This is a genomic window from Pseudomonas sp. GD04015 (genome assembly GCF_029837675.1).
GTDB lineage: Bacteria > Pseudomonadota > Gammaproteobacteria > Pseudomonadales > Pseudomonadaceae > Aquipseudomonas > Aquipseudomonas paralcaligenes.
On record NZ_JAOEEE010000012.1, the window covers coordinates 1 to 17849 of the forward strand.

The 17849-nt window shown below is 64.0% G+C and carries 16 protein-coding genes; 10 read left to right on the forward strand and 6 right to left on the reverse strand.

Annotated elements, in window-relative coordinates; all coding sequences use genetic code 11:
• Window positions 1–73: 73 nt before the first annotated feature.
• The 4 genes from N7640_RS12435 to N7640_RS12450 all read left to right on the forward strand — a co-directional run bounded on the left by N7640_RS12435 (window position 74) and on the right by N7640_RS12450 (window position 2816).
• Complete coding sequence (locus N7640_RS12435) at window positions 74–1246, forward strand: tetratricopeptide repeat protein (RefSeq protein ID WP_279904922.1); 1173 nt, start codon at window positions 74–76, stop codon at window positions 1244–1246.
• Window positions 1247–1270: 24 nt separating this feature from the next.
• Window positions 1271–1819 (forward strand): hypothetical protein, encoded by a 549-nt coding sequence (locus N7640_RS12440; RefSeq protein ID WP_279904921.1) that lies wholly within the window; start codon window positions 1271–1273, stop codon window positions 1817–1819.
• A complete protein-coding gene (locus tag N7640_RS12445; RefSeq protein ID WP_279904920.1) occupies window positions 1819–2199 on the forward strand; it encodes a hypothetical protein in 381 nt (126 codons plus the stop codon). The genes N7640_RS12440 and N7640_RS12445 overlap by 1 nt, the downstream gene beginning before the upstream one ends.
• 221 nt (window positions 2200–2420) lie before the next feature.
• Window positions 2421–2816: a hypothetical protein gene (locus tag N7640_RS12450; RefSeq protein WP_279904919.1), complete on the forward strand. Its 396-nt coding sequence runs from the start codon at window positions 2421–2423 to the stop codon at window positions 2814–2816.
• A 118-nt stretch (window positions 2817–2934) separates the two neighbouring features.
• On the opposite strand, the gene N7640_RS12455 is transcribed toward N7640_RS12450, so the two are convergent.
• The gene (locus N7640_RS12455) at window positions 2935–3405 is read right to left on the reverse strand and encodes a DNA starvation/stationary phase protection protein (RefSeq protein WP_279904918.1); all 471 of its coding nucleotides are present in this window, start codon (window positions 3403–3405) and stop codon (window positions 2935–2937) included.
• Window positions 3406–3538: 133 nt separating this feature from the next.
• Window positions 3539–4651 (reverse strand): HD domain-containing phosphohydrolase, encoded by a 1113-nt coding sequence (locus N7640_RS12460; protein ID WP_279904917.1) that lies wholly within the window; start codon window positions 4649–4651, stop codon window positions 3539–3541.
• A 218-nt stretch (window positions 4652–4869) separates the two neighbouring features.
• On the opposite strand from N7640_RS12460, the gene aspS reads away from it, so the two are divergent.
• Entirely contained in the window at window positions 4870–6645 is a 1776-nt protein-coding gene (gene aspS, locus N7640_RS12465) for an aspartate--tRNA ligase (RefSeq protein ID WP_279904916.1), read from the forward strand.
• A 79-nt stretch (window positions 6646–6724) separates the two neighbouring features.
• Entirely contained in the window at window positions 6725–7474 is a 750-nt protein-coding gene (locus N7640_RS12470) for a YebC/PmpR family DNA-binding transcriptional regulator (protein WP_279904915.1), read from the forward strand.
• 7 nt (window positions 7475–7481) lie between these two features.
• Here the strand turns inward: N7640_RS12470 and N7640_RS12475 are convergent, their stop codons facing one another.
• The 4 genes from N7640_RS12475 to N7640_RS12490 form a co-directional block, all read right to left on the reverse strand.
• Window positions 7482–8633: a glycosyltransferase family 1 protein gene (locus tag N7640_RS12475; RefSeq protein WP_279904914.1), complete on the reverse strand. Its 1152-nt coding sequence runs from the start codon at window positions 8631–8633 to the stop codon at window positions 7482–7484.
• Between the two features lie 181 nt (window positions 8634–8814).
• Window positions 8815–9798, reverse strand: a complete 984-nt coding sequence (locus tag N7640_RS12480; protein WP_220815289.1) for an alpha-L-glutamate ligase-like protein — start codon at window positions 9796–9798, stop codon at window positions 8815–8817.
• A 7-nt stretch (window positions 9799–9805) separates the two neighbouring features.
• Window positions 9806–11332: an inactive transglutaminase family protein gene (locus N7640_RS12485; RefSeq protein WP_279904913.1), complete on the reverse strand. Its 1527-nt coding sequence runs from the start codon at window positions 11330–11332 to the stop codon at window positions 9806–9808.
• Window positions 11333–11337: 5 nt separating this feature from the next.
• Window positions 11338–11871 (reverse strand): ATP-dependent zinc protease, encoded by a 534-nt coding sequence (locus N7640_RS12490; protein ID WP_220815268.1) that lies wholly within the window; start codon window positions 11869–11871, stop codon window positions 11338–11340.
• Window positions 11872–12152: 281 nt separating this feature from the next.
• Between N7640_RS12490 and N7640_RS12495 the strand changes: the two genes are divergently transcribed.
• The 4 genes from N7640_RS12495 (at window position 12153) to acnD (ending at window position 17682) form a co-directional block, all read left to right on the forward strand.
• Window positions 12153–12875, forward strand: a complete 723-nt coding sequence (locus tag N7640_RS12495) for a GntR family transcriptional regulator (RefSeq protein ID WP_279904924.1) — start codon at window positions 12153–12155, stop codon at window positions 12873–12875.
• Entirely contained in the window at window positions 12872–13759 is an 888-nt protein-coding gene (gene prpB, locus N7640_RS12500) for a methylisocitrate lyase (RefSeq protein WP_279904912.1), read from the forward strand. The genes N7640_RS12495 and prpB overlap by 4 nt, the downstream gene beginning before the upstream one ends.
• A 57-nt stretch (window positions 13760–13816) precedes the next feature.
• Window positions 13817–14977: a 2-methylcitrate synthase gene (gene prpC, locus N7640_RS12505; RefSeq protein ID WP_279904911.1), complete on the forward strand. Its 1161-nt coding sequence runs from the start codon at window positions 13817–13819 to the stop codon at window positions 14975–14977.
• Between the two features lie 95 nt (window positions 14978–15072).
• Window positions 15073–17682: a Fe/S-dependent 2-methylisocitrate dehydratase AcnD gene (gene acnD, locus N7640_RS12510; protein WP_279904910.1), complete on the forward strand. Its 2610-nt coding sequence runs from the start codon at window positions 15073–15075 to the stop codon at window positions 17680–17682.
• The last annotated feature ends 167 nt before the right edge of the window (window positions 17683–17849 follow it).

The window sequence follows — 17849 nt, forward strand, 5'->3', positions numbered from 1 at the left end:
ACATTCGCAAAAGGCCGCAGCCATAATCCGGACTTTGCAAAATCCTGCCTGAACTTCTCCAATGGTCATCAGCATGCAATCCGACGCTTCGAGCAGACTCGCCAGATTACTCGACTACCTTGAGGCGGACCCCGGTAACCCCCGACTTTTGGGCGATGCATTGGCGCTGGCCGTGGAGTGTGGCGAGGCGTCCAGCAGCATGCGGTTGATCGAGCATCTGGAGACCAATCCGAGCAAGGACCCGCATCTCTATGCTCAGGCAACCTATCTGTTGCTCCGGACTGGGCAATATAAGAAGGCAGCGGAGTATGGGGATCATGCAATCGCTGCAGGTCTGGAGCATCCGGCTGTAGTCTTCAACACCGCACTCGGCCATTTTCACAGTGACGCCTACGAGGCTGCATCCGCCTTGCTGGAGCGCTTGACGGTTGGCTCCGACTGCCCGGTGGCAGCGTTGATGCTTCATGTTCGTGCTCTGGACCACTTGGAATGCAACGAGGAGGCGGAGTCTCTGGCGGCAAGGGCAGTACAGCTTGAGCCAGAGAATCCGGAAGCCATTGGCTTGCTGGCTCTACAGCAGTTCGAGAATGGAGACAATCCCTCTGCCATTCGCACCGCCCAGGAGTCACTGTCCAGGAATCCGGACCAGTTGGATGCCTTGGTTGCATGTGCGTCCGCCCATTTCGAGCAGGGCACGATCGAGGCGGCACGCAAGACCTGGATGCATGCGGTCGAAATCTATCCCGAATGTGGCCGGGCCTGGGGTGGGCTGGGGCAGATAGAATTCAACGATCTGAGCTTCGATGTGGCGCTGGAGCATCTGGAACGCGCAGTGCTTCATATGCCTAATCATATTGGTACCTGGCACCTGCTGGCCTGGATTCACATCCTGCGCTCGGAAAGCGAGCCTGCCCGCAAGGCCTTGCAACAGGCCTATGCTCTGGACCGCAATTTCAGCGAGACTCACGGGGCGCTTGCGGCCTGTGACGTGCTGGACGGAAGATTGGACGAGGCTCGGCAAGGAGTCCGCAGAGCCCTTCGTCTCGATGCTGGTTGTCGAGCGGCCAGTTATGCCCAGATGCTGCTGCTGAGCCATGAGGGCAAGCCGGAAGAGGGGAAGAAACTCTTTCGCGACATGTTGGCTCGCACGGTTCCATCGGGTACCGAAACCGGTGTCGCTATGGTCGAGAAATGGATGTCGGCCCGCAAAGGGCCATCGCAGAAATCCCCTCCCGGACACCATTGATTTCATCACTGACAGGATAAGCACATGCTGGACGCGGACGAGTACCTGCACCTGGCCATCAAAGCCAGCCAGACCGGCGATCACCATGCCTCGCTGGAACATCTGCACAAGGCCCTGGCGCAGGCTCCGTCCCATGCCGGGGCGCGCTACTTTCTTGCCGCGGAGCACGCGGAGCTCGGCTTGTATGAGCGAGCCTGCGAAGAGATGCAGGAGCTGCTTCTGATTGCGCCAGGCATGGAGATCGCTCGTTTCCAGCTGGGCTTGCTGAATCTGCAACTGGATCGCAAAGAGCCTGCGCGGCTGGTTTTCAAGGAGATTGCCGAGTCTGCCGGGGATGAAAGCCTCTTGGCTTTCGCGAATGCCTATCTGCATCTGCTGGACGAGCGGCAGCACGAGGCTATCGAACAATTGAACGAAGGCTTGAAGGTTTGCGGTAATCCGGCGCTGAAGGCGGATATGAGTCGGGTGTTGTCCAGTCTCTCATCGACTCCAGATGAGGTGGTGAAAGAGTCTGCCGAGGCTGCGCAGCCCATCTATCTGGGTGCCTATCGTAGTTCAGATGAGCTGTCTTGATGTCTCGGATCGAGCCCTCCCGACTTGTTCAGATTCTGGCGTCGTTGACCTCTCCCCAGAGCAAGGCGGGGGCCAATGCAAGGCGTAACGAGGCGGCTGGACCCAAGGCCGCAAAGGCACCTCGGGACATCTCGATACTGCGCGGCACATTGAAGTCCCGACTGAAAAAGCTGCGCCAGATATCTGCCGACGAATTCGAATCGGCCGCCCCCGTTGTGCTGGTTCAGGAAATCCTGCTCTGGGAGTTCGGCAGCGAGATCGCGGAGCATGATGCGTTCAAGAAGGCGACTGGTTCGATTTCAGAAGCTTTGCAGGCATCCCCGGATGCGCAGGGCTCACTCAAGCGATTGATAAATCTATTGAGCGAGGAGCATTTGTAGAGCGCTGAGGTTGACAGGCTGAATACTTTAATCCGAACCAGAGGCTGTGCGCAGTTAGTGTTATGAGTCACTGTGCTGGTGTATTCATCCTGACTACGGATCACGCGTGCTCCGTCGACCACGATCATTTAGTTTGTAGTTATGCACTGCTACAGAAGAGCAGTGGTAGTGGGAAAGAAAGAGCATGGATAGACAGTTTAAAAAAGGCTTGGAGGAGGTAGATGGCACTGGAGTTCGAGGGATTGAATACAGGTCGCGCCATTATCTTGGCCTCCGTGATTGTTGTTTTTGGCTTTTGGGGAATAACGTTAGCTTATGAGTTTTTTCAAGAGCAACATGTAAAGACTGCCCCTGGCGAGGAGCTCTCGGAATTGCAACAAGCCTTTGATCAAGAAGGGCTGCAGGAGGGGCAAGACCAAGCTGAGTTCCCTTCATGGGAGGAAAAGTTTCGAGCTAGGCAATTCGCAGAAGAGCAAGCGCGAAGTCAGGCAGAGCGGAGCAGGGAAGAAAGGGAAAGAAGGCTCCAATCGGTTGAGTGCCAATTCTGGTTGCAACAGCACAATCTGAAAACTACTGAGCGTATTGCTCGGAAGAAGGCGGAGTGGTGTGGTGAGTGAGTTGTGCTTTGATGGGCTGACAGGTCAATAAAAAGCCCCTAAAAATATCAATTTTTGGGGGCTATGTTCTTTCTGGCGTGTCCCTCTGTCGCGGGAGATACGCTATTTCTCTAACAAATCAGTCTGCCAGCAAGCTACGCAGCATCCATGCAGTCTTCTCGTGTACCTGCATGCGCTGGGTCAGCAGGTCGGCGGTTGGTTCGTCGCTGACCTTGTCGAGCAGCGGGAAGATGCCGCGGGCGGTGCGTACCACCGCTTCCTGGCCCTGGACCAGCAGTTTGATCATTTCCTCGGCGCTGGGTACGTCTTCCTCTTCCTTGATGGAGGAGAGGCGGGCGTAGGCGGAGTAGGTGCCGGGGGCGGGGAAGCCGAGGGCGCGGATGCGTTCGGCGATGGCGTCGACGGCCAGGGCCAGTTCGGTGTACTGCGTCTCGAACATGAGATGCAGGGTGTTGAACATCGGGCCGGTGACGTTCCAGTGGAAGTTGTGGGTCTTCAGATACAGGGTGTAGGTGTCCGCCAGCAGGCGGGACAGACCTTCGGCGATGGCGGCGCGATCCTGTTCGGCGATACCGATGTTGATTTCCATACCTTTCTCCTCATATGGCCGGAGCACAAGCTCCCAGTGATGGGTGCAGCCTAACATAGGCCACGTGGCTTCCAGCTTGGCTTGAATCAATGAATGCCATGCTTGGAGGCTATTGCCGGGTTTGCGGTTCCGTTCAAAGGTGGGCGAGTTCCGGTCTGTTCTGCAGCGTGTGGTTGAATGCCTCGACCCAGTGGCGGCTGAATTGCTGGCCCGCCAGGTTGTTGATTTCCAGGATCGCGCGCAGGCGCGGGCGCTTGCTCAGGGTCTGGTGGGCTCGCTCGTGGGTGCGTGCGTCGTAGGTGTCGGCGATGTTCAGTAGTAATGCGCCGGGATGGATCTCCGCCTCGCGCAGTCCCTTCGGATAGCCGCTGCCGTCGGCGTGCTCCTGGTGCTGGAGGATGATCTCGCCTGCTTCGCTCCAGAGCGGCATGCGCTTGAGCAGTTCGCTGGCCTGGCGGGGGTGGGATTGCATCTGCCGGCGTTCTTCGCGGCTGAGGTCGCTTCCCTTGTGCAACAGGTCCAGCGGCAGGAAGGCCATGCCCAGGTCGTGCAGGAATACCGCGGCTGCGAGCTGCTCGGGAGCCACCGGCTTGCCGGCGGATTCGTTCATGCCCAGTGCGAGGTCGAGCAGACGCAGGCCGCGGCCCTGCCAGTAGGGTGAACGCTGCTCGCCCGCTTCCATGAGTCCGGCGAAGAACAGCAGGTCGGCGCTGGCCTCGATGCCATGATCGGAGAGCAGCTGGGCGAGCTGCCCTTCACCGATTTCGACAGGCTCCAGGCGGGTTTCCGGCGCCAGGTTCTGCAGCAGGCCGCGACGGACTTCGGTCTGCCGGGATGCGGGGGCCGCCGCGAGTGCCTGGAGTGCCTGACAGAGGCTGTCGATCTGGCGCTGGTCCGGCGCTGCGGCAAGCCCGAGGGCCGCCTGGATCATGTTGCGCAGCTGGTCCAGGCTGAGCAGCAGGATGTCGCCGAGCAGGCTGTCGAACTGCAGGGTGCCTGCGCGCAGGCACTCCAGCACGTCCTCCATCGCCTGGGGCAGCGGCAGCAGGTGGTTCAGTTCGACGTAGCCGAGGTTGCCCTTGATGCTGTGCACCAGGCGGAACAGTTCGCGCAACCGGCCACCATCCTGCGGGTGGCGCTCCAGTTCGATCAGCAATTGCTCGCAGCGCGGCAGCTGCTCCTCGGTATCGAGGCGAAAGTCATCCAGCAGATCGCTGGGTACGTCGGCGGGGCGGGGCAGGGCCATGGGGTGGTCTCCGCAGGGCTGGACTCTCAGTATAGAAAGGCTGCGGGGCGGTGGTGGGCTGCGCAGGTGCGATTAACGCTATATAATCCCGCCCCTTGTCCCGCGGGTGCGGAGACGCATCGACCATGGCGCCATCGGTCGCCCGTTTCCCGCCGATTGCAGAACACGCCCGAGCCGGGCGCGAATTCAAGACTGATCTAGAGAAGCGAACCACGACCATGATGCGCAGCCACTATTGCGGCCAGTTGAACGAGAGCCTGGACGGCCAGGAAATCACCCTTTGCGGCTGGGTTCACCGCCGTCGCGACCATGGTGGCGTGATCTTCCTCGACATCCGCGACCGTGAAGGCCTGGCCCAGGTGGTGTTCGACCCGGATCGCGCCGACACCTTCGCCAAGGCCGACCGCGTGCGCAGCGAGTACGTGGTCAAGGTCACCGGCAAGGTGCGCCTGCGTCCGGAAGGCGCGCGCAACCCGAACATGGCCAGCGGCGCCATCGAGGTCCTGGGCTACGAGCTGGAAGTGCTGAACCAGGCCGAGACCCCGCCGTTCCCGCTGGACGAATACTCCGACGTGGGTGAGGAAACCCGCCTGCGCTACCGCTTCATCGACCTGCGCCGCCCGGAGATGGCCGCCAAGCTGAAGCTGCGTTCGCGCATCACCAGCAGCATCCGCCGCTACCTGGACGACAACGGCTTCCTGGACGTCGAGACGCCGATCCTGACCCGTGCCACCCCGGAAGGCGCGCGCGACTATCTGGTGCCGAGCCGTACCCACGCCGGCAGCTTCTTCGCCCTGCCGCAGTCGCCGCAGCTGTTCAAGCAGCTGCTGATGGTGGCCGGCTTCGACCGCTACTACCAGATCGCCAAGTGCTTCCGCGACGAGGACCTGCGCGCCGACCGCCAGCCGGAATTCACCCAGATCGACCTCGAGACCAGCTTCCTCGACGAAGACGACATCATGGGCCTCACCGAGACCATGATTCGCAACCTGTTCAAGGAAGTGCTGGACGTGGAGTTCGGCGAGCTGCCACACATGACCCTGGCCGAGGCCATGCGTCGCTTCGGCTCCGACAAGCCGGACCTGCGCATCCCGCTGGAGCTGGTCGACGTGGCCGACCAGCTCAAGGACGTGGAATTCAAGGTGTTCTCGGGCCCTGCCAACGATCCGAAGGGCCGCGTTGCCGCCCTGCGTGTGCCGGGCGCCGCCTCCATGCCGCGCAGCCAGATCGACGACTACACCAAGTTCGTCGGCAACTACGGCGCCAAGGGCCTGGCCTACATCAAGGTCAACGAGCGCGCCAAGGGCGTCGAGGGCCTGCAGTCGCCGATCGTCAAGTTCATCCCGGAAGACAACCTGAAGGTCATCCTTGATCGCGTGGGCGCCGTAGACGGCGACATCGTGTTCTTCGGCGCCGACAAGGCCAAGATCGTCTGCGACGCCCTGGGCGCGCTGCGCATCAAGGTCGGCCACGACCTGAACCTGCTCACCTGCGAGTGGGCGCCGCTGTGGGTGGTCGACTTCCCGATGTTCGAGGAGAACGACGACGGCAGCCTGACCGCCATGCACCACCCGTTCACCGCGCCCAAGTGCTCGCCGGAAGAGCTGGAGGCCAACCCGGCCGCCGCACTTTCTCGCGCCTACGACATGGTGCTCAACGGCACCGAGCTGGGTGGCGGCTCCATCCGTATCCACGACAAGGGCATGCAGCAGGCTGTGTTCCGCGTGCTTGGCATCTGCGAGGAAGAGCAGCAGGAGAAGTTCGGCTTCCTACTCGACGCGCTGAAGTTCGGTGCTCCGCCCCATGGTGGCCTGGCCTTCGGCCTGGATCGCTTGGTGATGCTGATGACTGGCGCCAGTTCGATCCGCGAGGTCATCGCCTTCCCGAAAACCCAGAGCGCGGCCTGCGTAATGACCCAGGCGCCGGGCATCGTCGATGCCAAGGCGCTGCGCGAGCTGCACATCCGCCTGCGCGAACAGCCCAAGGCGGAATAAGAGAGAGCGACAGGAGCCTGGCATGCCAGGCTCCTTGCATTTCAGCGGTACGAAATCGATCGAAGAGACGGAGTGAGTTATGGCTGGTCATTCCAAATGGGCCAACATCAAGCACCGCAAGGGGCGTCAGGACGCCAAGCGCGGCAAGATCTTCACCAAGCTGATCCGTGAGCTGACCGTGGCTGCCAAGCACGGCGGCGGGGTGCCGGCGGACAATCCGCGCCTGCGCCTGGCGGTGGACAAGGCGCTGACCGCCAACATGTCGCGCGACGTGATCGACCGCGCCATTGCCCGTGGCGCCGGCAACAACGAAGCCGACAACATGATCGAGCTGAGCTACGAAGGCTACGCGCCGAGTGGCGTGGCGATCATCGTCGAGGCCATGACCGACAACCGCAATCGCACCGCCGCCGACGTACGCCACGCCTTCACCAAGTGCGGCGGCAACCTCGGCACCGACGGTTCGGTGGCCTACATGTTCGAGCGCAAGGGGCAGGTCAGCTACGCCCCGGGCGTGGACGAGGACGCGCTGATGGAGGCGGCCCTGGAGGCCGGCGCCGACGACGTGGAGATGGGCGAGGATGGTTCGGCCCTGGTCTCTACCAGCTTCTCCGACTTCCACGCGGTGAACGAGGCCCTGCAGGGTGCCGGTTTCAAGAGTGAGGAAGCGGAGATCGCCATGATCCCGTCGGTCAGCGCGCCGATTGCCGACCTGGAGACCGCGAAGAAGGTGCTCAAGCTGATCGACATGCTGGAAGACCTGGACGACGTGCAGAACGTCTACCACAACGCGGAAATCCCCGACGAGCTGATGGAGCAGCTGGACTGATCGTCATTCAGGACTGATCTGTGCCGGGCCGGCTGGCCTGGTGCAGGTGCGCCTCGAACTGGGCGACGATCTGCGGCCAGCCCTGCTTGCCGGCATGCTGGCGGGCATTCAGGCGCACCCGTCGTAGGCTTTCGGTGTCGTGCAGCAGCCAGTGCGCCGCGTCGATGAAGGTCTGCTCGTCGCCGGGTGTTGCCAGTGCGCCGTTGTGGCCGTGGCGGATATGCAGGGCGGCGGCCGCCTGGTCGAAGGCGACTACGCCAAGCCCCGAGGCCAGGGCCTCCAGCAGGACGTTGCCGAAAGTCTCCGACAGGCTGGGGAAGAGGAACAGGTCGCCGCTGGCGTAGTGGGTAGCCAGGTCCTCGCCGCGTTTCACGCCGCAGAACACGGCGTCCGGCAGCTCTTCCTGCAACTGCGCTCGCAGCGGGCCGTCGCCGACCATCACCAGCCGCAGGCGTAGCCGGGACTGTTGCAGCGCCCGGTAGGTGCGCACCAGCAGTTGCAGATTCTTTTCCGCGGCCAGGCGGCCGACGTGCAGCACGGCGATCTCGTCTTCCTCCAGGCCCCAGGCGGCGCGTAGTTCCGGCGAGCGCCGTGCTGGGTGGAACAGCTGGCCGTCCACGCCGCGGGCCAGCAGTTCCAGCCGCTCGAAACCGCGCCGCTGCAGTTCCAGTCGCTGGCTGGGGCTGGGCACCAGGGTCAGCCGCGAGCGGTTGTGGAACCAGCGCAGGTAGCCGGTCAGCAGGCGGGTGAGTAGGCCCAGGCCATAGTGGCTGCTGTACTGCTGGAAATTGGTGTGGAAGCCGCTGACCACCGGGATGCCGAGGCGCCGCGCGGCGCGTAGGGCCGAGAGGCCGAGTGGCCCTTCGGTGGCGATGTAGAGCACGTCCGGCCGGTTGCGCTGCCAGCGCCGGAGTAGCTTGTGCAGCGACGACTGTCCCCATTGCAGGCCGGCGTAGCCGGGCAGCGGCCAGCCGCGCGTCAGCAGCAGTTCCTCGTCGCTGGCGCCGGCTTCGTCGACCTGGCGCGGGCGCACCAGCTGTAGCTGGTGGCCGCGTTCGCGCAGGCCCTGGCAGAGCCGACCGAGGGTGTTGGCCACGCCATTGACTTCGGGCGGATAGGTCTCGCTGACCAGGGCGATATGCAGGCTTGTGACATTCATGGCATCAGTCTGGACCGATGCCGTGTCGCGCAGGTGACGGGGCGATGACCGAATGGTGACCGCGCTCGTGGCGCACCGTCCCGTCATCCCCGCGAAGGCGGGGACCCAGAAACGCAGCGCATGGATTCCCGCCTGCGCGGGAATGACGGGGTTTGAGGGGGCTTCGTCCGCGCGCCCTGTCTCAGACTTCCTTCGGCTTGATGTGGCCGAACAGCTGCTGGGAGAAACGCACGCGCTCTTCCGGGCTTTCCTTGATGTCGTCCTTCGCCAGTTCCGCGATGCGGGCTTCCACCGCGTGGGCGCGATGGGTCAGGCCGCAGTCGTTGGCGATCTGGATGTTCAGGCCGGGGCGGGCGTTGAGTTCGAGGATCAGCGGGCCCTTGTCCACGTCCAGCACCATGTCCACGCCGATGTAGCCGAGGCCGCAGAGTTCATAGCAGCCGGCCGCCAGCTTCATGAAGCCGTCCCAGTTCGGCAGCTGCACGCCGTCCACCGCGTTGGTGGTGTCCGGGTGCTTGGTGATCTTGTTGTTCAGCCAGGTGCCGCGCAGGGTCACGCCGGTGGCCAGGTCCACGCCGACGCCGATGGCGCCCTGGTGCAGGTTGGCCTTGCCGTTGGACTGACGGGTCGGCAGGCGCAGCATGGCCATCACCGGGTAGCCCATCAGCACGATGATGCGGATGTCCGGCACGCCTTCGTAGCTGATGCTCTTGAAGATCGGGTCCGGAGTGACGCGGTATTCGATCAGCGCGCGGTCGCGGTGGCCGCCCAGCGAATACAGGCCGGACAGAATGCTGGAGAGCTGCTGCTCGATCTCGTCGTGGCTGACGATCTTGCCGGAGACGGTCTTGAAGCGGCCCTCGAACTTGTCGGCGATCACCAGGATGCCGTCACCGCCGGCGCCCTGGGCCGGTTTGATAACGAAGTCGCTGCGCCCGCCGATGATCTCGTCGAAGCGCTCGATCTCCTTCTCCGTGGAGATGATGCCGTACAGCTCCGGTACGTGGATGCCGGCCTCGATGGCCCGCTCCTTGGTGATGATCTTGTCGTCGACGATCGGGTACAGGTGCCGCTTGTTGTACTTCAGCACGTAGTCCGCGTTGCGTCGGTTGATGCCCATGATGCCTTTGGCTTCAAGGGCCTTCCACGTCTTCCACAGGCCGATCATGGGTTCAATCCTTCAGGAAGGCTTTGAAGCGGAACAGCTCGGTCAGGCGGTAGCCGCGGTAGCGACCCATCGCCAGCATGAAGCCCACCAGGATCAGCAGCACGGCCGGGAAGGTGAAGACGAAGTAGGTCAGCTGCTCGATGCTCATCAGCATGTGGGCCAGCGATGCGGCGATCAGGGTGCCGACGGCGACCTTGAAGGCGTGGGCGCCGCCGCGCTCTTCCCAGGTGATGGACAGGCGCTCGATGGTCATGGTCAGGATCACCATCGGGAACAGGGCTACCGACAGGCCGCGCTCCAGGCCGAGCTTGTGGCTGAACAGGCTGATCACCGCGATCAGCACCACCACGAAGGTCAGCACCACCGACAGGCGCGGCAGCATCTGCAGCTTGAGGTGTTCGAGGTACGAGCGCAATGACAGGCCGAGGGCAGTGATGATGGTGAACAGCGCGATGCCGAAGCCCAGCTGGGTCTCGCGGAAGGCGAGGGCGATCAGTACCGGGGTGAAGGTGCCGAGGGTCTGCAGGCCGCCGAGGTTGCGCAGGATCAGGATCACCAGCACGCCGATCGGGATCATGATCATGATCTGGTAGGTCTGCTGGGTCTGCAGCGGCAGGCCGTACAGCGAGTATTCGAGGAAGTCGACGTCGGTGTTCTCGTCGGTCAGCTTGGCCAGGCGGATGGCGTTCATCTCGCTGTTGTTCAGGGTGAAGCTGACCTGCGGCTTCTTGCCGCCCTCGATGGTCACCAGCGGCTCGTCGCCGGTCCACCAGACCACGCGATCGACCGGCAGGCCCTGTTCGCCGGTTTCCGGGTTGAAGTACAGCCAGTTGTCGCCGTTGAAGCTGCGCAGCCAAAGTTCCGGGGTCTGCTGGGTGTCGGCGACCAGGCGGATGGTGTGCACGCGCTCCATCGGCACGTGGGCGATGGACAGCAGCAGGTCGATCACCTTGGCCTTGTTGGCGGTGGACGAGTCGCCGCCGAGCAGCAGCTTGACGTTGTCGTCGCCGGCATTGTTGACACGCTTGATGGTCTCGCTGATGAAGGTCTGCACGTCCGCCGAGTGTTGGCGGATGGGGGCGAGCAGGGCTTCTGCGGCGATCTTCTCGGCGCCTTCCACGGCGATGCTGTCGCGGAAGATCGGGCCCTTGGCCTTGGCCGGCTCGCCGCTGTAGCGCTTGGTCAGCACCAGGCGGTAGTAGAGGGTCTGGTTGCCGTTGGCGCGGCGGGCCGACCAGGTCAGCTTGCGGTTGCCGTCGACGCGGTTGACGCTCACGCCGTAGTTGTTGGAGATGAAGCTCTCGTTGAGGCTGACGTAGTCCTGGTTCAGCGGCGGCACGAACATCTGCACCTTCACCGGTTCGCGCGGGCTGGCCTGGAATTCGACCTTGGCGTCGATGTTCCACAGATCGTCGGTCTCGTCTTCGGTCACCGGGATGCCGAGGATGAATATCTGGTAGGCCGTGACCAGAACGCCCACCGTCACCAGGAGGGTGATCAGGACTTTCAGATGCAGGGTAAGAGAGCGCATGTGAGTTACTCGGCAGAGTTTGCGGAGGTGCAGCCAGGTTTGCCAGCAGCATATTTAAGACTGGGATCGACCAGGGCATCCAGGCGCTTGAGCGCTTCGGAGCCGATCAGCAGCGGGTATTGGAAGGCGCTGCGGTCGGTCAGGTTCACTTCGATGGTGCGTCGGGCCTTGCCCATGCACAGCTGCAGTTCGATTACCGGGCGTGCGGTGTAGGTCTTGTCTTCGTCGGGATCGAAGTCGCCGGCGCGGCGCTTGATCTTGCTGATGCGCGCCAGCGGGCGTTCGATCGGATGCTCGTGGGCGTCGTCGATGGCCAGGTAGAAGCGTACCCAGGTCTCGCCGTCGCGCTTGAAGCGCTTGATGTCGCGGGCGCTGAGGGACGCGGTCTTGGCGCCGGTGTCGAGCTTGGCGGCGACCTGCAGGTCCAGTTCGGTAAGGCTGACGTATTCGTTCAGACCATAGACGGTCTTTTCGGCGGCGGGACTCAGGCCGGGAAGCATCAGGATGCCGAGGAGGATGGCGAGGGACGTGAGTCGCATAAATCCTTTGATGGGTCGCGTCGTCGGGGCGGCGGGGCATGGGGCCGGCCGATGAAGTCTAGCAGGCGCACGGGTGGCCTGGGCCGGTGGATGCGGGCGGCATTCTAACATGGGGTTTTTCTGCGGCGACAGCCGCTTATGAGCGTTTCTGCAGGTGAAATGGTCGGTTGGGCACCGTTTTGCTCTCTCTTCAGATTGTCGACAATCCTGGTTTTGTTCATTGACATAAAAGCTTTTCAGGGCTTATTTTGGGCTCGTTGAAGTCAGTGTTGTTGACAATGATGCTCGAATTTATCGACTCGACCGCTGCCGACCAGGGTGACTCGGAAACCCTGGCCGAACACGTCTTCCGCCGCATCCAGGCGGCCATCGTGCAGGGCGAAATCCCCCCGGGCAGCAAGATCTCCGAGCCCGAACTGGCGCGCACCTACGGCATCAGCCGCGGGCCGTTGCGCGAAGCGATACACCGTCTCGAGGGACAGAAGCTGCTGGTGCGAGTTCCCCACGTGGGCGCCCGGGTGGTGTCGCTCAGCCATGCCGAGCTGATCGAACTGTACGAGATCCGCGAGTCCCTGGAGGGCATGGCCTGCCGCCTGGCGGCCGAGCGCATGGGGCAGGACGAGATCGACGAACTGCGCCGGGTGCTCGAACTGCACGAGCAGGACGCAGCGTTCAAGGCCGGCGTGGGCTACTACCAGCAGGAAGGCGATTTCGACTTCCACTACCGGATCATCCAGGGCAGCCGCAACAAGACCCTGGCGCAGATGCTCTGCGGCGAGCTGTACCAGCTGGTGCGCATGTACCGGCTGCAGTTCTCCAGCATGCCCAACCGGCCGCACCAGGCCTTCGCCGAACACCACCGCATTCTCGATGCCATCGCCGATCGTGACGGCGAACTGGCCGAGCTGCTGATGCGCCGTCACATCGGCGCCTCCAAGCGCAACATCGAGCGCCACTACCAGGAAGCGCTCGCCAACCCGTCCAAAACACGAGGTGAGTCATGAGTCAGAACACCGCCGGCCAGCGTTTCCGTCAGGCCCTTGCCGAAGAGAAACCGCTGCAGGTCATCGGCGCGATCAACGCCAACCACGCACTGCTGGCCAAGCGTGCCGGCTTCCGCGCCATCTACCTGTCCGGCGGCGGCGTGGCGGCCGGTTCCCTCGGCCTGCCGGACCTGGGCATCAACACCCTGGACGACGTGCTCACCGACGTGCGCCGCATCACCGACGTCTGCGACCTGCCGCTGCTGGTGGACATCGACACCGGCTTCGGTCCCAGCGCCTTCAACATCGAACGCACCATCAAGAGCCTGATCAAGGCCGGCGCCGCCGCCGCCCACATCGAGGATCAGGTCGGTGCCAAGCGCTGCGGCCACCGCCCGGGCAAGGAAATCGTCTCCTGCGAGGAAATGGTCGACCGGGTGAAGGCCGCCGCCGACGCCAAGACCGACCCGGACTTCTTCCTGATCGCCCGTACCGACGCGATTCAGGCCGAGGGCGTGGACGCCGCCATCGAGCGCTGCCGGCGCTACGTGGAGGCGGGCGCCGATGGCATCTTCGCCGAGGCCGCCTACGACCTGCCGACCTACGAGCGCTTCGTGCGCGAGTTGAACGTGCCGGTGCTGGCCAACATCACCGAGTTCGGCGCCACGCCGCTGTTCACCCGCGACGAGCTGGCCTCGGTCGGTGTAGCCATCCAGCTGTATCCGCTGTCGGCGTTCCGTGCGGCCAACAAGGCAGCGGAAAGTGTCTACACCTCGATCCGCCAGAACGGTCATCAGAAAGACGTCATCGAGCAGATGCAGACTCGCGTTGAACTGTACGACCGCATCGGCTACCACGCCTTCGAGCAGAAGCTGGACGCGCTGTTCGCCGCCGGCAAGAAGTGATCGGCACGCAGGTCCGCCTGCGCACGCACAAGAACGAATGATGAGGAGAGACCCGCGATGAGCGCCCAAGAAGCGACCACCCCTGGCTTCAAGCCGAAGAAGTCCGTGGCCCTGAGCGGCACCGCCGCCGGCAACACCGCCCTGTGCACCGTCGGCCGTACCGGCAACGATCTGCATTACCGCGGCTACGACATTCTCGATGTCGCCACCACCTGCGAGTTCGAGGAGATCGCCCACCTGCTGGTGCACGGCAAGTTGCCGAACGTCGCCGAACTGGCCGCCTACAAGGCCAAGCTGAAGGCACTGCGCGGCCTGCCGGCGGGCCTCAAGGCCGCGCTGGAGCAGCTGCCGCCGTCCGCCCACCCGATGGACGTGATGCGCACCGGCGTGTCCGTGCTCGGCTGCCTGCAGCCGGAGAAGGAAGACCACAACCACCCGGGCGCCCGCGACATCGCCGACAAGCTGATGGCCTCGCTGGGCTCCATGCTGCTGTACTGGTATCACTTCAGTCACAACGGCCGGCGCATCGAGGTAGAGACCGACGACGACTCCATCGGCGGTCACTTCCTGCACCTGCTGCACGGCGAGAAGCCGCGCGAGTCCTGGGTACGTGCCATGCACACGTCGCTGATCCTGTACGCCGAGCACGAATTCAACGCCTCCACCTTCACCTCCCGGGTGGTCGCCGGCACCGGCTCCGACATGTTCAGCTGCATCGCCGGCGGCATCGGCGCGCTGCGCGGGCCCAAGCACGGCGGCGCCAACGAGGTGGCCTTCGAGATCCAGAAGCGCTACGACAACCCGGACGAGGCCGAGGCCGACATCCGTGCCCGCGTCGAGCGCAAGGAAGTGGTGATCGGCTTCGGTCATCCGGTCTACACCGTGGCCGACCCGCGCAACAAGGTGATCAAGGAAGTGGCCCGCCAGCTCTCGGGCGAGCAGGGCAACACCAAGATGTACGACATCGCCGAGCGCCTGGAAACCATCATGTGGGACATCAAGAAGATGTTCCCCAACCTCGACTGGTTCAGCGCTGTCAGCTACCACATGATGGGTGTGCCCACCGCCATGTTCACCCCGCTGTTCGTGATCGCCCGCACCTCGGGCTGGTCCAGCCACGTCATCGAGCAGCGCATCGACGGCAAGATCATCCGGCCGAGCGCCAACTACGTCGGTCCGGAAGACCTGAAGTTCGTGCCCCTCAAGGACCGTCCGTAATCCAGCGGCGCGCCCCTCGCTGACCGTGCAGCGCGCCTTCTCCCGGACGGGGGAGGGTCGCCGGGGCCGCCCGCCAAGCCCATACAGGTTCGACCATGAACAGCCAATACCGTGAACGCCTGCCAGGCACAGACCTGGACTACTACAACGCCCCCGCGGCGGTGGACGCCATCAAGCCCGGCGCCTGGGCCGGCCTGCCGTACACCTCCCGCGTGCTGGCCGAACAACTGGTGCGCCGCTGCGACCCGCAGAGCCTGACCGCCTCTCTGGAGCAGCTGATCTACCGCAAGCGCGACCTGGACTTCCCCTGGTACCCGGCGCGGGTGGTCTGCCACGACATCCTCGGCCAGACCGCGCTGGTCGACCTGGCCGGCCTGCGCGACGCCATCGCCGAGCAGGGCGGCGACCCGTCCAAGGTCAACCCGGTGGTACCGACCCAGCTGATCGTCGACCACTCGCTGGCCGTGGAAGCGCCGGGCTTCGACCCGGACGCCTTCGAGAAGAACCGCGCCATCGAGGACCGCCGCAACGAGGACCGCTTCCACTTCATCGAGTGGACCAAGACCGCGTTCAAGAACGTCGACGTGATCCCGGCCGGCAACGGCATCATGCACCAGATCAACCTGGAGAAGATGAGCCCGGTGATCCAGGCGCGCGGCGGCGTGGCTTTCCCCGATACCTGCGTTGGCACCGACTCGCACACCCCGCATGTGGATGCCCTGGGCGTGATCGCCATCGGCGTCGGCGGCCTGGAAGCGGAAACCGTGATGCTCGGCCATCCGTCGATGATGCGCCTGCCCGATATCGTCGGCGTGGAACTGACCGGCCAGCGCAAGCCCGACATCACTGCCACCGATATCGTCCTGGCGATCACCGAGTTCCTGCGCAAGGAACGCGTGGTCGGCGCCTACGTCGAGTTCTTCGGCGAGGGGGCCGACAGCCTGTCCATCGGCGACCGCGCGACCATCTCCAACATGTGCCCGGAATACGGCGCCACCGCCTCGATGTTCTACATCGACGGCCAGACCATCGACTACCTCAAGCTCACCGGCCGCGAGCCGGAGCAGGTGGCTCTGGTGGAGAACTACGCCAAGGCCCTCGGCCTGTGGAGCGATGCGCTGAAGACCGCCGAGTACGAGCGCGTGCTGTCCTTCGACCTGGGCAGCGTGGTGCGCAACATGGCCGGCCCGTCCAACCCGCACCGCCGCCTGCCGACCTCGGCGCTGGCCGAGCGCGGCATCGCCGACGAAGCCAAGCTGCAGAGCGGCAAGGTCGAGGAAGCGGAGGGCCTGATGCCGGACGGCGCGGTGATCATCGCCGCCATCACCAGCTGCACCAACACCTCCAACCCGCGCAACGTGGTCGCCGCCGGCCTGGTGGCGAAGAAGGCCAATGCGCTGGGCCTGGTACGCAAGCCCTGGGTGAAGACCTCCTTCGCCCCCGGCTCGAAGGTCGCCAGGCTCTATCTGGAAGAGGCCGGCCTGCTGCCGGAGCTGGAAAAACTCGGCTTCGGCATCGTCGCCTACGCCTGCACCACCTGCAACGGCATGTCCGGTGCGCTCGATCCGGTGATCCAGAAGGAAATCATCGACCGCGACCTGTATGCCACCGCCGTGCTCTCCGGCAACCGCAACTTCGACGGGCGCATCCACCCCTACGCCAAGCAGGCCTTCCTGGCCTCGCCGCCGCTGGTGGTGGCCTACGCCATCGCTGGCACCGTGCGCTTCGATATCGAGCAGGACCCACTGGGCACCGATGCCAACGGCGACCCGATCACCCTCAAGGACCTGTGGCCGTCCGACGAGGAGATCGACGCCATCGTCGCCGCCAGCGTCAAGCCGGAGCAGTTCCGCCAGGTCTACATCCCGATGTTCGACCTGGGCAGTGTGCAGGAGGCGGAAAGCCCGCTGTACGACTGGCGCCCGATGTCCACCTACATCCGCCGCCCGCCGTACTGGGAAGGCGCGTTGGCGGGTGAGCGCACGCTCAAGGGCATGCGTCCGCTGGCGATCCTGCCGGACAACATCACCACCGACCACCTGTCGCCGTCCAACGCGATCCTGATGGACTCGGCCGCCGGCGAATACCTGCACAAGATGGGCCTGCCGGAGGAGGACTTCAATTCCTACGCGACCCACCGCGGCGACCACCTGACCGCCCAGCGCGCCACCTTCGCCAACCCGCAGCTGGTCAACGAGATGGCCGTGGTCGACGGTGCGGTGAAGAAGGGCTCGCTGGCCCGCGTCGAGCCGGAAGGCCAGGTCATGCGCATGTGGGAGGCGATCGAGACCTACATGAACCGCAAGCAGAACCTGATCATCGTCGCCGGCGCCGACTACGGTCAGGGCTCGTCCCGCGACTGGGCGGCCAAGGGCGTGCGTCTGGCGGGTGTGGAAGTGATCGTCGCCGAGGGCTTCGAGCGCATCCACCGTACCAACCTGGTCGGCATGGGCGTGCTGCCGGTGGAGTTCAAGCCGGGCACCACCCGCCTGACCCTGGGCCTGGACGGCACCGAGACCTATGACATCGAGGGCGAAGTGTCGCCGCGCTGTGACCTGACCCTGGTGGTCAACCGGCGCAACGGCGAGGTGGTAAGGGTCCCTGTGACCTGCCGCCTGGACACCGCCGCCGACGTCAGCGTGTACAAGGCCGGTGGCGTGTTGCAGCGCTTCGCCAAGGACTTCCTTGAAGGGGCGGTTGCCTGATGGCACGGCCTGCTCCCTCTCCCATGAATGGGAGAGGGAGTAGGCCCTGAGGGCCAGCAACACCTGGATTCCCGCCTACGCGGGAATGACGGGGGCAGGCCCGCCATCCTTCCATGCCGTCGTCCCCGCGAAGGCGGGGACCCAGTAGGCTCACAGCGCCAAATCAC

Coding starts and splice junctions, on each gene's coding strand:
- N7640_RS12435 (WP_279904922.1), top strand. CDS start 74: ATGCAATCCGACGCTTCGAGCAGACTCGCCAGATTACTCGACTACCTT.
- N7640_RS12440 (WP_279904921.1), top strand. CDS start 1,271: ATGCTGGACGCGGACGAGTACCTGCACCTGGCCATCAAAGCCAGCCAG.
- N7640_RS12445 (WP_279904920.1), top strand. CDS start 1,819: ATGTCTCGGATCGAGCCCTCCCGACTTGTTCAGATTCTGGCGTCGTTG.
- N7640_RS12450 (WP_279904919.1), top strand. CDS start 2,421: ATGGCACTGGAGTTCGAGGGATTGAATACAGGTCGCGCCATTATCTTG.
- N7640_RS12455 (WP_279904918.1), bottom strand. CDS start 3,405: ATGGAAATCAACATCGGTATCGCCGAACAGGATCGCGCCGCCATCGCC.
- N7640_RS12460 (WP_279904917.1), bottom strand. CDS start 4,651: ATGGCCCTGCCCCGCCCCGCCGACGTACCCAGCGATCTGCTGGATGAC.
- aspS (WP_279904916.1), top strand. CDS start 4,870: ATGATGCGCAGCCACTATTGCGGCCAGTTGAACGAGAGCCTGGACGGC.
- N7640_RS12470 (WP_279904915.1), top strand. CDS start 6,725: ATGGCTGGTCATTCCAAATGGGCCAACATCAAGCACCGCAAGGGGCGT.
- N7640_RS12475 (WP_279904914.1), bottom strand. CDS start 8,633: ATGAATGTCACAAGCCTGCATATCGCCCTGGTCAGCGAGACCTATCCG.
- N7640_RS12485 (WP_279904913.1), bottom strand. CDS start 11,332: ATGCGCTCTCTTACCCTGCATCTGAAAGTCCTGATCACCCTCCTGGTG.
- N7640_RS12490 (WP_220815268.1), bottom strand. CDS start 11,871: ATGCGACTCACGTCCCTCGCCATCCTCCTCGGCATCCTGATGCTTCCC.
- N7640_RS12495 (WP_279904924.1), top strand. CDS start 12,153: ATGCTCGAATTTATCGACTCGACCGCTGCCGACCAGGGTGACTCGGAA.
- prpB (WP_279904912.1), top strand. CDS start 12,872: ATGAGTCAGAACACCGCCGGCCAGCGTTTCCGTCAGGCCCTTGCCGAA.
- prpC (WP_279904911.1), top strand. CDS start 13,817: ATGAGCGCCCAAGAAGCGACCACCCCTGGCTTCAAGCCGAAGAAGTCC.
- acnD (WP_279904910.1), top strand. CDS start 15,073: ATGAACAGCCAATACCGTGAACGCCTGCCAGGCACAGACCTGGACTAC.